This is a genomic window from Rhizobium sp. TBD182 (genome assembly GCF_001950375.1).
GTDB classification, from domain to species: domain Bacteria; phylum Pseudomonadota; class Alphaproteobacteria; order Rhizobiales; family Rhizobiaceae; genus Agrobacterium; species Agrobacterium tumefaciens.
On the sequence record NZ_BDLN01000004.1, the window covers coordinates 72136 to 88207 of the forward strand.

Annotated in this window: 15 protein-coding genes; 10 read left to right on the forward strand and 5 right to left on the reverse strand. The window is 58.6% G+C overall.

Annotated features, from left to right (window positions below):
* Positions 1 to 49: 49 nt before the first annotated feature.
* The gene (locus T18_RS14540) at positions 50 to 1582 is read right to left on the reverse strand and encodes a UxaA family hydrolase (protein ID WP_025594703.1); all 1533 of its coding nucleotides are present in this window, start codon (positions 1580 to 1582) and stop codon (positions 50 to 52) included.
* Positions 1583 to 1625: 43 nt separating this feature from the next.
* The gene (locus tag T18_RS14545; RefSeq protein ID WP_003516394.1) at positions 1626 to 2318 is read right to left on the reverse strand and encodes a FadR/GntR family transcriptional regulator; all 693 of its coding nucleotides are present in this window, start codon (positions 2316 to 2318) and stop codon (positions 1626 to 1628) included.
* Positions 2319 to 2572: 254 nt separating this feature from the next.
* On the opposite strand from T18_RS14545, the gene T18_RS14550 reads away from it, so the two are divergent.
* From T18_RS14550 to T18_RS14590, 9 genes are all read left to right on the forward strand, one after another.
* Positions 2573 to 4138, forward strand: coding sequence for a sugar ABC transporter ATP-binding protein (locus T18_RS14550; RefSeq protein ID WP_013637002.1), 1566 nt, complete (start codon positions 2573 to 2575; stop codon positions 4136 to 4138).
* Between the two features lie 8 nt (positions 4139 to 4146).
* Complete coding sequence (locus T18_RS14555) at positions 4147 to 5169, forward strand: ABC transporter permease (RefSeq protein WP_003516396.1); 1023 nt, start codon at positions 4147 to 4149, stop codon at positions 5167 to 5169.
* Between the two features lie 74 nt (positions 5170 to 5243).
* A complete protein-coding gene (locus T18_RS14560; protein ID WP_003516397.1) occupies positions 5244 to 6185 on the forward strand; it encodes an ABC transporter substrate-binding protein in 942 nt (313 codons plus the stop codon).
* A gap of 121 nt (positions 6186 to 6306) precedes the next feature.
* Complete coding sequence (locus T18_RS14565; RefSeq protein WP_038492598.1) at positions 6307 to 7320, forward strand: aldo/keto reductase; 1014 nt, start codon at positions 6307 to 6309, stop codon at positions 7318 to 7320.
* A 4-nt stretch (positions 7321 to 7324) separates the two neighbouring features.
* Positions 7325 to 8146 carry an amidohydrolase family protein gene (locus T18_RS14570; protein WP_038492595.1) on the forward strand — a complete coding sequence of 274 codons (822 nt, stop codon included), beginning with the start codon at positions 7325 to 7327 and terminating at the stop codon, positions 8144 to 8146.
* Positions 8147 to 8149: 3 nt separating this feature from the next.
* A complete protein-coding gene (locus T18_RS14575) occupies positions 8150 to 9160 on the forward strand; it encodes a zinc-binding alcohol dehydrogenase family protein (RefSeq protein WP_025594697.1) in 1011 nt (336 codons plus the stop codon).
* The gene (locus T18_RS14580) at positions 9157 to 10290 is read left to right on the forward strand and encodes a mannitol dehydrogenase family protein (RefSeq protein WP_038492592.1); all 1134 of its coding nucleotides are present in this window, start codon (positions 9157 to 9159) and stop codon (positions 10288 to 10290) included. The genes T18_RS14575 and T18_RS14580 overlap by 4 nt, the downstream gene beginning before the upstream one ends.
* Positions 10291 to 10301: 11 nt before the next feature.
* Complete coding sequence (locus T18_RS14585; RefSeq protein ID WP_003516404.1) at positions 10302 to 10631, forward strand: L-rhamnose mutarotase; 330 nt, start codon at positions 10302 to 10304, stop codon at positions 10629 to 10631.
* Between the two features lie 36 nt (positions 10632 to 10667).
* On the forward strand, positions 10668 to 11945 hold the full coding sequence (locus T18_RS14590) for an L-fuconate dehydratase (protein ID WP_003516405.1): 1278 nt from the start codon (positions 10668 to 10670) through the stop codon (positions 11943 to 11945).
* Here the strand turns inward: T18_RS14590 and cobD are convergent.
* Positions 11927 to 12973, reverse strand: coding sequence for a threonine-phosphate decarboxylase CobD (gene cobD / locus T18_RS14595; RefSeq protein WP_038492590.1), 1047 nt, complete (start codon positions 12971 to 12973; stop codon positions 11927 to 11929). The two genes, T18_RS14590 and cobD, sit on opposite strands and share 19 nt — an antisense overlap.
* Between cobD and cbiB the strand changes: the two genes are divergently transcribed.
* On the forward strand, positions 12972 to 13937 hold the full coding sequence (gene cbiB / locus T18_RS14600) for an adenosylcobinamide-phosphate synthase CbiB (protein ID WP_038492587.1): 966 nt from the start codon (positions 12972 to 12974) through the stop codon (positions 13935 to 13937). The genes cobD and cbiB overlap by 2 nt on opposite strands.
* On the opposite strand, the gene T18_RS14605 is transcribed toward cbiB, so the two are convergent.
* The gene (locus T18_RS14605; protein ID WP_038492585.1) at positions 13924 to 15381 is read right to left on the reverse strand and encodes a cobyric acid synthase; all 1458 of its coding nucleotides are present in this window, start codon (positions 15379 to 15381) and stop codon (positions 13924 to 13926) included. The two genes, cbiB and T18_RS14605, sit on opposite strands and share 14 nt — an antisense overlap.
* Before the next feature lies 1 nt (position 15382).
* Complete coding sequence (gene cobO, locus T18_RS14610; protein ID WP_038492973.1) at positions 15383 to 16000, reverse strand: cob(I)yrinic acid a,c-diamide adenosyltransferase; 618 nt, start codon at positions 15998 to 16000, stop codon at positions 15383 to 15385.
* Positions 16001 to 16072: the final 72 nt, after the last annotated feature.

The following is a 16072-nucleotide window of genomic DNA, read 5'->3' on the forward strand; positions in this document are numbered from 1 at the left end:
GGGCCTTTTGTTTCACGTGGGACAGTCCGATGCACGTATTGGAAGCGGGTCAGGTAACCGCGCCCACCTGCCACGGCACAAATTCATTGTCGCCGTAGTCGTAAATCTCGCTGACGGTCTTGTCTCCCGAAGCGACTGCAAGAATGTGCTCGAAAATTCGTTTGCCGGATTCCTCGATGGTTTCCGCGCCGGTAACGATCTCGCCGCAGTTGAGGTCCATGTCTTCCTTCATGTGCTCGTACATTTCGGAATTGGTGGCGATCTTGATGCAGGGTGCCGGCTTGAATCCCGATACGGAGCCGCGGCCGGTGGTGAAACAGATGACGTTACAGCCGCCAGCGACCTGGCCGGTGACGGCAACAGGATCGTAACCGGGCGTATCCATGAAGACGAAGCCCTGTTCAGTAACGGTTTCCGCGAATTCGTAGACCGCCTTCAGTGGCATGGAGCCACCTTTGGCCACTGCGCCCAGCGATTTTTCCAGAATGGTGGTCAGTCCACCAAGCTTGTTGCCGTGGGATGGGTTGTTGTTCAGCTCATCGCCGTTGCGAGCGGTATAATCCCGCCACCAGTCGATGCGCTGCAACAGCTTTTCGGCAACAGCAGGCGTGACGGCACGCTTCGTCAGCAGGTGTTCAGCGCCGTAAATCTCCGGCGTTTCGGCAAGAACCGTTGTACCGCCGTTGCGGACGATGAGATCTGATGCATATCCCAGGGCCGGGTTTGCCGATATTCCGGAGTAACCATCCGAACCGCCGCACTCCAGCGCGACCTTCAGTTTTGAAAGCGGCTGTTCAGTGCGCTGGGCAGCATTGACCATTGGCAGCATCGCCTTGATCTCGGCAATGGCGGCATCGATCGTTTTTCGTGTGCCGCCGTGCTGCTGGATCGTCATGGTGCGCAGCCGTTCGCCCTCCTCCATCTTGTAATGTTCGAGGATGGGGGCGATCTGGTTGGTCTCACAGCCGAGGCCGATCAGCAGAATACCGCCGAAATTCGGGTGGCGGGCATAACCCTGAATGGTGCGGATCAGAAGACGATAACCTTCCGATTTCGTATTGAGCGCGCAGCCGCCGCCATGGGTCAGTGCCACAACGCCGTCGACATTGTCGAACCCTTCAAGGCCGCCCTGCTTGTTAAAATAATCGGCGATGTAACGCGACACGGTGGCGGAACAGTTCACGGATGCGATGACGCCGATGTAGTTGCGTGTGCCAACGCCACCGAGACCCCGGTCAAAACCCTTGAAGGTCCGGCGCTCGCCCTCGGGCAGCATGCCTTTTTCCTCGATATCGACACTGAACTGATGCGTGTGTTCGGAAGGCACCATGGCGAGATTGTGCAGATGCACATGCCGGCCAGGCTCGATATCCTGTGTCGCGATGCCGATCACCTGTCCGTATTTCAGGACCTCGTCTCCGGATCTGATAAACGTCAGGGCCACCTTGTGGCCGCGTCCGATCAGCTCCCGCGCTGTCAGATCGCCTCTGCCCGTCGCACCACCGGCCGGTATCGACCGGCGTGCCACCGCGACATTGTCGTTGGCGTTCAGCAAAATGGTTGCCTCGGAATTCTCACTCACGGGTTTTTCTCCTCCCCGGTACATTGCCTGCTATGTTTTGAATTCAGCCGTCTACCCAGCGTCTCTTGGAACCTTCCAGATGGGTATGCATGGCCGCCTGCGCCAGCAGCGGATCTTTCAACTCCAGGGCCGCCAGAATCGCCTCGTGCTCCTGAAGGGCGTGGGTCCAGGTATCGCGATCCTCAAATTTCACACGCAATTGTGCCGAAATCGGGCTGTGGCGCTCATCGAAGAGGTTTGCCACCAGCCGGGCCAGAACGCTGTTACCGGATTGTTCGGCAATGGTGACGTGGAAAAGCCGGTCCTGATCGAGAGGTTTGCGCGCGGCCTCAATTTCCTGCTGCATCGTGTTGAGAATCTGGCGAAGGTTTGCAATCGTTTCATCGGTCATGCGGCTCGCCGCCAGTACGATTGTCGCGCCTTCCAACGCTGCGCGCGCCTGCATCAGTTCGGAGGGGCTGTCGCCCAAGGATTTGGTGTTGTGGGTTGTCTGAAGGGCCTCGGCGGAGACATAGACACCGGAACCCATGCGGATTTCGACGGTGTTGTCGATTTCAAGCGCAATCAGTGCCTCGCGCAGTGATGGTCGCGAAACCCCGAGCTTCTGTGCCAGTTCCCGTTCGGCGGGAAGTCGTGTTCCAGGCAGAAACTCTCCCAGATCGATCAGCTCGCGTATCTGGTCCGCAATCTGCTGATAAAGCCTGCGTGGTTCCGCTATTTTGGCCTGACCATTCATGTGTTTTCTGACGAACCTTGTCTGTTATCTGAATTTGGCCTTACCGTAGCGCCAAGCGCATCAATACGCAAGAAATTACTTAAACACATGAATTTACAGTATTATTTCAAGAAGTCTTTTGAGATGATTTTGCGTGTACCAGACGCGGGATTCAAATTTTGGGCTAATTGGCTTGACCATTTTAAAAAAGCGGCCTAACCATTTGGCTCATTATTGCCCCCGGTGGAGCGGGGAGCGCGGGTGGAGGTTTCTTGATGTCGCAGGGCGCATCGACAATTCGAGGCGATTTTTCGCCTGAGGAGACGGCGCGCGGCCTTGGTTCAGGCCTCCTGCGTCTCGAAAACATCAGCAAGGAATTTCCGGGCGTCAAAGCGTTGTCGAATGTGCATTTCGACTTGCGCAGCGGCGAGGTTCACGCTGTTTGCGGCGAAAACGGTGCCGGAAAATCCACCCTGATGAAAATCATCAGCGGCGTTTACCAGCCAAGCGACGGAACCATCCTGCACAAGGGCGTCAAAGTGCAATATGCATCGCCGCTGGAATCCGAAGCCGCCGGCATCGCCATCATCCATCAGGAACTCAACCTCGTTCCGCATCTTTCCGTTGCCGAGAACATCTATCTCGCCCGCGAGCCGCGCCGTGGTTTCCTCGTCGACCGCAAGAAGCTGCGGCTTGATGCAAAGCGCTGTCTCGATCGGCTGGGCGTCGATATCGACCCTGACCAGATTGTCCGCGGCCTCTCGGTCGCTCAATGTCAGATGGTCGAAATTGCCAAGGCGCTTTCCCTGGATGCTGAAGTCCTCATAATGGATGAGCCGACCTCCTCGCTGACCGAGCAGGAAACGCGGCTATTGTTCAAGGTGATCCGCGATCTCAAGGCTTCTGGCGTCGGCATCGTCTATATTTCCCACCGGCTCGATGAAATGGCCGAAATCGTCGACCGCGTGACGGTTTTGCGGGACGGGCGTTATATTTCGACCGACGATTTTGCATCGATCACCGTTGACGATATCGTCACGCGCATGGTCGGGCGTTCGCTAGAGGAGAAGTTCCCGGAACGCACGTCGCGCCCTACGGATGATGTTATTTTCTCGGTGGAAGGGCTGACGCGCAAGGGTGTGTTCCACGATGTCGGTTTCTCGCTGCGGCGCGGTGAGATTCTCGGCTTTGCCGGACTGATGGGTGCGGGTCGCACGGAAGTCGCACGGGCGATCTTCGGTGCCGATCCTCTGGATGCTGGCAAGGTCGTTTTCAACGGGCGGGAGCTTTCCATCAGTTCCCCGCGAGATGCCATCGAAGAGGGTATCGCCTATCTGTCCGAAGACCGCAAAAGCGATGGTCTTGCGATCAAGATGTCGGTTGCGGCCAATACGACGCTTGCCAATATCGGCGAGGTCTCCAACCGCTTCGGGCTGATCGACTTCAAGAAGCACGACGATGTCGCCAGGCGTTACGTCGATCTCCTCAATATCCGTACCCCTTCGATCGAACAGACGGTGCGGCTGCTTTCAGGTGGCAATCAGCAGAAAATCATCATTGGCAAATGGCTGTTCCGGCAGTCGCGCGTGCTGTTTTTCGACGAGCCGACGCGCGGCATCGATGTCGGCGCGAAATTCGCGATCTACAAGATCATGGACGAGCTGGCTGCACAGGGCATCGGCGTCATTCTCATCAGTTCGGAACTGCCGGAAATTTTGGGGCTGACGGATCGTATCGCCGTTTTCCACCAGGGCCGGATCACGGGCGTGCTTGAGACCGCCAAGACCAATCAGGAAGAAATCATGCGGTACGCGTCCGGTTACGGCCGGGCCGCGCAGTGAGGAACGACATGGCTAATATTGCAGAACCCAAGAAGAGCTTCGCTTTCAGCGACCGCCAGAAGGACATCATCCAGAAGTTTGCGGCTCTTGGCAGTCTCGTTGTGCTGGTTATGGTGTTTTCCGCCACCAGCAGCGCCTTCTTCTCCGTCAACAATGCCATGACCATTGCGCTTCAGGTGACCTCCATAGCCCTTCTCGGCATTGGTGCGACCTGCGTCATCATCACCGGCGGCATCGATCTTTCCGTTGGTTCGGTGCTTGCTCTGGCCGGGGTCGTTGCCGCGCTTGCGGTGAAGGAGTTGGGTATGCCGGTGCCGGTCGGCATGCTGCTTGGCATTCTGACAGGGTCGCTTTGCGGTCTCATCAATGGCCTAATGGTCACGCGTTTCAAGCTGCCACCGTTTATCGCCACGCTCGGCATGATGTTGATCGCCCGTGGCGTGGCACTGCAGATCACCGGTGCGCGAGCGGTTTCCGGCCTCGGCGAATCCTTCGGTGAACTCGGCAACGGCGCCCTCTTCCGCATCGTCAATATTGGTGATGACGGTTTTCCGAACGTGGTGTTTCCGGGCATCCCCTACCCCGTCATCCTTATGGTGGTGATTGCGCTGGCTGTTTCCTTCATGCTCAACCGCTCCATCCTTGGCCGTCACATCTATGCCGTCGGTTCGAATGCGGATGCTGCGCGTCTGTCCGGCGTAAACGTCGCACGCGTCACCAATTTCACCTACATCCTGTCCGGTACGCTCGCCGGGTTGACCGGTTGCGTGCTGATGTCGCGCCTCGTCACAGCCCAGCCGAATGAGGGCGTGATGTATGAGCTGGACGCCATTGCCAGCGCCGTTATCGGCGGCACATCGCTCATCGGCGGCGTGGGTACGATTTCCGGCACGGCAATCGGCGCCTTCGTCATCGGCATCCTGCGCAACGGTCTCAATATGAATGGCGTGTCCGCCTTCACGCAACAGATCATCATCGGTCTTGTCATTCTGGTCACCGTCTGGATCGACCAGCTGCGCAACCGCCGCTGATACAGGGCTGCGGACCCTATCCGCAAACAAGATCGGCACGGGAGGCCCGGTATGCCGACATCACGGAGGAAGAAATGAACAAGCTTACGACCGCCCTTCTGACATCCGCAATCGCGCTGTGGAGCGTCTCCACCGTGCAGGCCGGCGAAATCGCCGTCATCGTCAAGACCGTCAATTCCACCTTCTGGCAGAACGTTCAGAAGGGCGCCGATGCGGCGATGAAGGACTCTGCCGGCAACACCATGACCTTCCAGGGTCCGGCTTCTGAATCGGCCATCGCCGATCAGGTCAACATGGTTGAAAACGCCGTAAACCGTAAGGTTTCGGGTATCGTTCTTGCTCCTTCCGATCCTGATGCGCTGGTTCCGGCTGTCAAGAAAGCCTGGGAAGCCCGCATTCCCGTGGTTCTGATCGACTCACAGCTCGCCAAGGGTTCAGAGCAATATTATCAGTCCTTCCTGGCGACCGATAACAAGAAAGCCGGCGAACTGGCTGCTCAGGCGCTGATCGACAAGGTTGGCAAGGAAGGCAAGATCGCCGTGATGTCCTACGTCGCCGGTGCCGGTTCGGAAATCGGACGCGTTGGCGGTTTCACCGACTATATCCAGATGCATTCCAACCTTAAGATCGTAGGTCCGTTCTATTCGCAGTCGCAGATGGCGACGGCGCTGAACCAGACAACCGACGTTCTGGCCGCCAATTCCGATCTCAAGGGCATCTTCGGCGCCAACGAACCCACCGCAATCGGCGTAGGTCGCGCGCTCGCCCAGGCCGGTAAGGCAGGCAAGGTCGTCGGCATCGGCTTTGACGGTAACCAGGACCTTCAGGGCTTCGTCAAGGACGGCACGCTGGCCGGCATCGTCGTTCAGGGTTCGTATCAGATGGGCGAAAAGGGCATCCAGACCGTTTCCAAGCTCATCAGCAAGGAAAAGGTCGAAAAGTTCGTCGACACCGGCGTTGTTGTTGTCACCAAGGACAATATCGAGAAGCCGGAAGCCAAGAACGTTCTTTATTAACGCATGACGGCGCGCCGCTCTTTGAGCGGCGCGCCTCACAAATTTCAGAAGCGGGATTTCAGTCAATACCGCATACGGTTTTCAACATCCGCTCTACCGAAAAATTCAGGAAGCCCTTGCGATGAAAGTCTCCGATACACGTAAATTGCCGCGCCGTGCCGTTGAAGTCACGGTCATGGGCCTTGGTTGCGCCCAGATGGGTAATCTCTACCGCGTTACGCCCTACGAGGAATCCAAAGGTGCGTTCGACAAGGCATGGGAAAGCGGCATTCGCTATTTCGATACCGCACCTTTTTACGGTTACACGCGTTCGGAGCGTCGTCTTGGAACCATGGTGACGGAGCATGACCGAAGCGAATACACCCTCTCCACCAAGGTCGGTCGCGTCATGGTTCCCGATGAAACTGTGGGCCCGGAAGAGGACGCCTATATTGCGCCGCTGCCTTTCCGCCCGGTCTATGATTATTCCTATGACGGTATTCTGCGCTCCTTCGAAGCGAGCCAGCAGCGGCTCGGCGTTCTGAAGCCGGATATTCTCTATGTGCACGATATCGGCTCTTTCACGCATGGCGAAAAGCACCAGCACTACTGGGAGCAGCTGACCACCGGCGGCGGCTTCCGGGCACTCGGCAAGCTGCGCGAGGAAGGGTCGACGGGTGCTATCGGCCTCGGCGTCAACGAGTGGGAAATCGTCGGCGACGCCATGGATGTTTTCGACATCGACGTTGCCATGCTTGCCGGCCGTTATACGCTTCTGGAGCAGCAGAGCCTTGCCTTCATGAACCGCTGCGCGGAAACCGGCGTTGCGATCGTGGTCGCCGGTGCTTTCAATTCAGGCATTCTGGCAGGCAACCGCAAATTCAACTATGCCGATGCGCCTGCCGACATCATCACGCGGGTGGATGCGCTTCAGGGCGTTTGTGACGACGTTGGTGTTTCGTTGCAGGCGGCTGCGCTGCAGTTTCCGCTCGGGCATCCGGCTTCGGTCACGGTCGTATCCGGCGCGCGCAATGCGCAGCAACTTGCCGCAAACATCGAATGGTTCGAACAGGTTGTTCCGGACGAATTCTGGTCGGAGCTGCAAAAGCGTGGCCTGATTTCCGAAGGCGCACCCGTGCCCGGCACAAAGGCCTGAAGCGATGATCATCGATGCCCACCAGCATTTCTGGCTGATGAAGGATCGTGCCGGGCAATGGCCGCCACCGTCTCTGGCTGCCATCTACCGGGATTTTCTTCCGCAGGATCTGTCTCCTCTGCTGGCAAAGGCCGGAGTTTCCGGAACGGTGCTGGTGCAGACGATGGAAAGTGCGGCCGATACGGATTTCATGCTCGATCTGGCTGGCAGCACCGATTTCATCAAGGGCGTTGTCGGCTGGGTGGACATGAAGTCCGTGGATGCTACGGCGGAAATCTCCCGGCGGGCAAAACATCCGGCCTTCAAGGGCGTACGGCCGATGCTGCAAGGCATGGATGATGTGACCTGGATCGATGATCCCGCGCTCGATGCCGCCGTGGATGCGCTAGTGAAACACGCACTGGTGTTCGATGCGCTGGTCCTGCCGCCGCATCTGTCGCATCTTCTCGCCTTCGCGCGCCGCCATCCGCAATTGCCTGTTGTCATCGATCACGGCGCGAAGCCGCTTATCGCCACGGGCCAATATGGCGACTGGCGCAGGGACATGGCAGCTTTGGCGGCCCTTCCCAACCTCCATTGCAAGCTGTCCGGCCTGTTGACCGAGCGTGGCGAGCAGAGACCGGAAGCCGTCAGGCCCTATGCCGAAACCATTCTGGAACTGTTCGGCGGCGAACGCGTGATCTTCGGCAGCGACTGGCCGGTATTGCGGCTGGCTGGCGACTATCAGGAATGGCTGGACTTCTGCCGCGAAATCGTGCCTGAGCACGACCATGCGGCCGTCTTTGGCGGCAACGCCGTTCGTTTTTATTCCCTTCCCAACAGGTGATGCATGCTGGCGATTTTCTGCGAGACCCCCGGTCAACTTGTCCCCAAGGAACTACCAAAGCCGGCCCGTGGCGAAGGTGAAGTGCTGGTGCGTATTCGTCGCATTGGTGTCTGCGGCACGGACCTGCATATTTTCACCGGTAATCAGCCTTATCTTTCCTATCCGCGCATCATGGGCCACGAGCTTTCCGGCACGGTGGAAGAGGCGCCGGAAGGCAGCCATCTTTCGGCGGGCGATGTCGTTACCGTCATACCCTATATTTCCTGTGGTGAGTGCAGCGCCTGCCGCAAAGGAAAGAGCAATTGCTGCCGCAACATCGGTGTGCTTGGCGTTCATCGCGATGGCGGCATGGTCGAATATCTGAGCGTTCCGCAGCAATTCGTGCTGAAGGCGGAGGGCTTGAGCCTCGATCAGGCGGCAATGACCGAATTTCTGGCGATTGGCGCGCATGCCGTGCGTCGTGGGTCGGTGGAAAAGGGTCAGAAGGTCCTGATCGTCGGTGCCGGTCCGATCGGCATGGCGGTTGCGGTTTTCGCCGTTCTCGATGGCGGTGAGGTGACGATGATTGACGGGCGCACCGACCGGCTGGATTTCTGCAAGGACCATCTCGGCGTTGCCCATACGGTGACGCTTGGCGAGGGCGACAAGGATCGCCTGTCGGATATCACCGGCGGCGATTTCTTCGATGCCGTTTTTGATGCGACCGGTAATCCTAAAGCCATGGAGCGTGGCTTTTCCTTCGTCGGCCACGGTGGTTCCTATGTGCTGGTTTCCATCGTTGCCAGCGATATCTCCTTCAACGATCCGGAGTTTCACAAGCGCGAAACCACGCTGCTCGGCAGCCGCAACGCCACGCCGGAGGATTTCGAGCGGGTGTTGCAGGCGCTGCGGGAAGGCAAGGTACCGGAGGCACTCATTACTCACCGCATGACACTTGCCGATGTGCCTTCCAAATTCGCCGGGCTGACCGATCCGAAAGCCGGAGTCATCAAGGGCATGGTGGAGGTCGCATGACGACCGACACACCCATCCTGCAATTCGGTACCAGCCGCTTTCTTCTGGCGCATGCGGATTTGTTCATTTCGCAGGCGCTGGAAAAAGGCGAGGCGCTCGGGCGCATCACAATCGTTCAGACGACCGGCAATGCGGAGAGCCTGAAGCGTGTGGTAGCATTGAACGATGGCACGCCCTATCCGGTGCGCATTCGCGGCATTCGCGACGGGCAAGAGGTGGATGAGGAAATTCCAGGTAAGGCTGTCGCGCGCGCGCTGACGGCGGCGGCCGACTGGGCCGAGGTGCGGCGCATCGCCTGCGGGGCAGGGGTCATTCTGTCCAATACGGGTGACCGCGGTTATGAGCTGGATTCGTTCGACGGGCCGGGTCTTGCCGACGACTTCACGCTTGTACCAAAGAGTTTTCCTGCAAAGCTCTGCCTGTTGCTGCTGGAACGTTTTCAGACCAATCCGGAAGCCCCTGTATCGATCTTTCCTTGCGAGCTTGTTCCGCGCAACGGCGACCGGTTGAAAGAGGTTGTTCGCCAGCTTGCCGACGAATGGCAGCTGCCGGCGGGTTTCGGCTTCTACCTGAATGAGAAATGCCGTTTTGCCAACAGCCTTGTAGACCGCATCGTTTCCGAGCCGATCGATCCGGTTGGCGCAGTTGCCGAGCCCTATGCGCTTTGGGCAATCGAGAAGCAGGAGGGCCTTGTTCTGCCCTGCACCCACCCTGCGGTGGTGCTGACTGATGATCTCGACCGCTATGAAAAGCTGAAGCTGTTCCTGCTCAATCTTGGCCATTCCTATCTGGCGGAGCGATGGTTGCGGTATGCCCGTGCGAAAAACGAGACCGTGCGGCAGGCAATGGCCGACGATGCGCTTTCGGGAGATCTGGAAACGCTCTGGCGGGACGAGGTTCTGCCGGTCTTTGTCGCAGAAGGCATGGGGGAAGAAGCGCAAGCCTATATCCGTGCGGTGCGGGAGCGTTTCCTGAACCCCTTTCTCGCCCACCGGCTCGCGGACATTTCAGGCAATCACGATGAAAAGAAACGCCGTCGTTTTGTCCCGGTCATCGCTGCGGCGGAACGTCTGGGGTTAAACGTGCCGCAGCAGAAACTGCGTGCGGCGCTCGCCACCATCAAGCAATAACGGAGTTTTGTATGCAGCGCATGGGAATGGTCATCGGCGTCAAACCGGACATGATTGCGGAATATAGAAGGCTCCACGCCGCCGTCTGGCCCGAAATTCTGGCGCTCATCAGCGATTGCAACATCCGCAACTACACGATCTTCCTGCGCGAACCGGAAAATCTGCTGTTCGGATATTGGGAATATCACGGCACCGATTTCAGCGCCGATATGGCGAAGATGGCGGCAAGCCCAAAGAACCAGGAATGGTGGTCTTTCACCATTCCCTGCCAGCAACCACTCGAAAGCCGCAAGGAGGGCGAGTGGTGGGCAATGATGGAAGAAACCTTCCACCACGACTGAACGATTTCCTTTGACACTGACCGCGAGTGAACGGCCATGACCAAAATTACTGATCTGCGAGTTTTCGACCTGCGTTTTCCGACCTCCCAGAGCCTTGATGGTTCGGATGCGATGAACCCCGACCCGGATTATTCGGCGGCTTACGTCATTCTCGACACCGATGAACCGGAACTGAAAGGCCACGGACTGACTTTCACCATTGGCCGCGGTAATGAGATTTGCTGCATGGCCATCAAGGCCATGCGCCATCTGGTGGTGGGAACCGATCTGGCGACGGTGACCGAGAACCCCGGCAAATACTGGCGCCACCTGACTGGTGATAGCCAGCTGCGCTGGATCGGCCCGGACAAGGGCGCGATGCATCTCGCCACCGGCGCTGTCGTCAATGCTGTCTGGGATTTGCTGGCCAAAAAGGCGGGCAAACCCGTCTGGCAGCTTGTTGCCGATATGAGCCCGGAAGAAATCGCCGATATCGTCGATTACCGTTATCTGACTGACGTGCTGACGAAGGACGATGCACTTGCGATCCTCAAAAAAGCCGAAAGCGGCAAAAAGGAACGTATCGAGACGCTGAAGAACGAAGGCTACGCCTGCTACACCACATCAGCCGGCTGGCTCGGTTATGACGACGCCAAGCTGCGCCGTCTTTGCCAGGAAGCGATCGATGCCGGTTTCAACCATGTAAAGATGAAGGTTGGCCGTGATCTCGAAGACGATATCCGCCGCCTCACCATCGCCCGCGAGGTGATCGGCCCCGACCGTTATCTGATGATCGACGCCAACCAGGTGTGGGAAGTGGATCAGGCGATTGAATGGGTCAAGCAACTTGCCTTCGCCAAGCCCTTCTTCATTGAAGAGCCGACCAGCCCGGACGATGTCGCCGGCCATCGCAAGATCCGTGCAGCCATCGGCTCCGTGAAGGTGGCAACCGGCGAAATGTGCCAGAACCGTATCATGTTCAAGCAGTTCATCGCCGAAGGTGCAATCGACGTCGTGCAGATCGACAGCTGCCGCATGGGTGGTCTCAACGAGGTGCTGGCGGTTTTGTTGATTGCTGCCAAATACAATTTGCCGGTCTGGCCGCATGCCGGTGGCGTCGGCCTTTGCGAATATGTGCAGCATCTGTCGATGATCGACTATCTCGTGGTTTCCGGCACCAAGGAAGGCCGCGTGATCGAATATGTCGACCATCTGCACGAGCATTTCATCGAACCCTGCGATATTCGCAATGCCGCGTACATGCCGCCGAAGCTGCCCGGTTTCTCCATTGAAATGAAGCCGGATTCTATTGCGACCTACACGTTCAAGGGATGATTGAAGGATGACAGCGCTTCCGTGAGGCGCTGCCACTCCGCTTCGCTGCCGGGAAGGCCGAAACGCATGTCGTTCGGCCTTTCATCAAAAATGCGCACCAGAATGCCGTGCAGGCCAAGGTGATCGAACAGTTCTTTGGCCCGGTGGTCCCGCACCAGGGTGAACAGGGACGTACCGCCGGCAATCTTCAGGCCCGCTTTTTCCAGCAATTCACTCATACGCTGTGCTTCTGCCGCAAGCCGGAGGCGCATGGATGATTGCCATTCCCTGTCCGCCAAAGCCTGCGTCGCGATATTGAGCGCCGGCCCGGATACTGCCCAGGGGCCAAGCCTTGCCTCCAGTTCGGCAGCGATGTCGGGATGCGCAAGCGCAAAACCGAGTCGGACCCCTGCCATGCCGTAGAACTTGCCGAAGGATCGCAGTATTATCAGCGCGTCACGCCCTGCGACATTTGCAAGACTTTCCGTATGTCCTGTCTCGATAAAGGCCTCGTCTACGACGAGCAGGCCGCCTTTGCGGCGCATCGCCTCGGCCAGCGACAACAAAGCTTCTCGATCCGTGATGCGACCATCGGGGTTGTTGGGATTGACCACCACCGCATAGTCGTACGCTGACAGATCACTGATATGGTCTACCTCGGTCACGGTCAGTCCGGCCATGCGCGCGGTGCGGGCATGTTCGGCATAAGCGGGTGAGAGCACGGCTCCGCTTTTCGCTCCGCGTTCGAGTGCCAGGTGAGCCAGCAATGGCATCAGCATCTGGGTGCCGGGGGACAGAGCCACATGCCCGGCTGATGGTGCGCCGAAAGAGGCGACGGCCAGCCTTTTCAATTCTTCGGCCGCGTCAGGCTCCGGCAGGCGGGCAAATGCGCTGGCGGGAACGGGAGAATGCGGGTAGGAGTGCGGATTGATCCCGGTCGACAGGTCGATCCACGGTTCCGGCGCTTCAGAAAACATCAGACGCGCCTTGCCGAGATTGCCGCCGTGACGGATCGCAGCCTGCGCTTTTTCCGGTACCTTATCGCCCATGTTCTTCGCTCTCGCTTTCCTGTCGCTCTTGATCGAACGCCTGACTGGATATCCGGACTGGCTGTTCAAACGCATCGGTCATCCCGTCACCTGGATCGGTTCGCTTATCGCGCTGCTGGACAAAAAATGGAACCGGGAGAGTGCTTCATTTTCGCAGCGCAAGGCGTCAGGCGTCTTGGCGCTTTCCGTTTTTCTGGCGCTGACGGTGCTTGTTGCATGGTTAGTGCAATCGGTTCTGCTTTTATTGCCCCTTGGTCTGTTGCTTGTTGCGGTGCTTGGGGCGTCACTTCCGGCCCAAAAAAGTCTGGAACAGCATGTGGAGGCCGTCGCCATTGCGCTGGAACGCGAGGGGATTGACGGCGGGCGCAAAGCTGTCTCCATGATCGTCGGGCGCGATCCGCAGGCGCTGGATGAGGCGGCAATCTGCCGGGCGGCGATTGAAAGTCTGGCTGAGAATTTCTCTGACGGCATTGTCGCCCCTTCCCTCTGGCTTGGTCTTCTGGGGCTGCCAGGCGGTGCGGGTTATAAGGCAATCAACACGGCCGACAGCATGATCGGTCATCGCTCGCCACGCCATGAGGCCTTTGGTTGGGCGTCGGCCCGGCTGGACGATCTGGTCAATTTGCCGGCATCGAGACTGAGCGGCGGTCTTTTCGTGGTCGCCGCGTTTTTCGTGAAGGGTGCATCACCGAAAGGGGCAATTGCCGCGATACGCCGCGATGCGCGGCATCACCGCTCTCCCAATGCCGGCTGGCCGGAGGCGGCACTGGCCGGGGCACTGGGCTTTGCGCTGGCCGGGCCGCGCTCCTATGGCGGGCAGATGATCGACGCTCGTTTCATGGGCGAAGGCGGAAGAGCGACACTGGTTGCTGGCGATATTCGCACAGCGCTCAGGCTGGCGAGGATCGCAGACTTCTTGCTGATCGGGCTGTTCGGATTGCTGGCAATCCTTATCGCGCTATAGAAAGCAGTCTGTCGAGATCGAGGTGGTTCTCCATATGGGCCGCCAGGCGATTAAGAACGGCATCCACCTGCGCATCATAGTTCAGTTGCGTGCTCCGCCCACCAAGGCGCTCAAGCCACGCCCCGCGTTGGCGGTCATCCGCAAACAGGCCATGGATATAGGTGCCTAAGATGCGGCCATCGGGCGAAATTGCGCCATCGGCATGCCCGTCAATGGTCGAAAATGGCAGGTTGCCCGCAGCACCCGTCGTTTCGCCAACATGCATTTCATAGCCGGATAAGGGAATTCCGTCGAAACTCTGTCCCTGCACGGAAACGAGCCTCTTGTCGCCCGTCAAAACCGTCGTCACATCCAGCAGGCCCAACCCATCGACCGTCATTGGTGGTCCTTCGATGCCGTCAGGGTCGGCAACGGTTTTTCCAAGCATCTGGTATCCGCCGCAGAGACCGAGAACATAACCGCCGCGGCGCACATGTGCCTTGATGTCGATGTCGAGGCCCGCATTTTTCAGCACGGCGATATCAGCTATGGTGGATTTCGAACCGCAGAGCAGAACCAGCCGGCAATCGGCGGGAATGGTCTCGCCCTGCCGCACTCGGATCAGTTCCACATCCGGCTCCATGTCGAGCGGATCCAGATCGTCGAAATTGGAGATATGCGGCAGGATCGGCACCGCAATGCGGATTTTCGCGCCGGGCTTTTGTTGCGCTGGGCCAGTAAGCCCAAGGGCGTCCTCCGCTGGCAATTTCGCGGCATCGGAAAAATGCGGCAATAGCCCGATGGACGCCCAGCCGGTCTTTTCCGCGATCATCCGCATGCCGTCTGAAAACAGCGTAGGGTCACCGCGAAAGCGGTTCACGATGAAGCCCTCTATCATCGCGGCATCATCGCGTTCGAGAACGGTTTTTGTGCCCACGAGGCTGGCGATGACCCCGCCCCGGTCGATATCGCCGATCAGGATCACGGGAGCATCTGCGGCGCGGGCAAAACCCATATTGGCGATGTCGTTGACGCGGAGGTTGATTTCGGAAGCACTTCCCGCCCCTTCCACCAGCACCAGATCGGCCTGTTGTTTCAGGTGCTCGAAGCTCTCCAGCACACGCGGCAGCAGCCCGGCTTTCATGTGCTGGTAATCGGCAGCTTTGGCATTGCCGACAATTTTGCCCTGTACGACGACCTGTGCGCCGGTTTCGCTCTGCGGCTTTAAAAGCACCGGGTTCATGTGAACCGACAGCGGAACGCCTGCTGCCCGGGCCTGCAGCGCCTGCGCGCGACCGATCTCGCCGCCATCGGCAGTGACCGCCGCATTGTTCGACATGTTCTGCGGCTTGAACGGCATGACGGACAGGCCACGCCTGACGAAGGCGCGGGCAAGGCCAGCCACCATCAGCGATTTGCCGACATCCGAGCCGGTTCCCTGAAACATCAGCACACGTGCAGTCATGTCAGTATTCTATCCCGGCCTGCGCCTTTACGCCCGCCTTGAAGTGATGTTTGACGAGGGTCATTTCCGTCACCATGTCGGCAGCGTCGATCAACGGTTGTTTGGCGTTGCGGCCGGTAACGATGACATGCAGGTCGGATCTACGGTTGGAAAGCGTTTCGACGACCTCTTCCAGCGGCAGGTATTCATAGCGGAGCGCAATGTTCAGTTCGTCGAGAACCAGCAATCCGATCGTCTCGTCGGCCATCAGTGCTTTCGCTTCCTCCCAGGCCTTTGTAGCTGCCGCGACATCGCGCTTCAGGTCCTGCGTGTCCCAGGTAAACCCCTCGCCCATGGTGCGCCATTCCACCCTGTCGCCGAACAAAGTCAGGGCCTGCTGTTCACCCGTCGACCATGCGCCCTTGATGAATTGGACGACGCCGACCCGCCGACCGGTACCGAGCATGCGCAAAGCAAGGCCGAAAGCGGCCGTGGATTTGCCTTTACCAGGGCCGGTATTGATCATCAGCAGACCTTTTTCGATGGTCTTTTCCGCGACTTCGGCATCCTGAACCGTCTTGCGGTTGACCATTTTCTGCCGGTGGCGTTCGGCTTCGCTGTCGCTGATATCGCGTGTCATCGCGTTTTCCTTCTCGTCCAGAGGCGCGGGACCGTATGCCCCCGCCATTCGGAGCGGCGACTATACTCAATT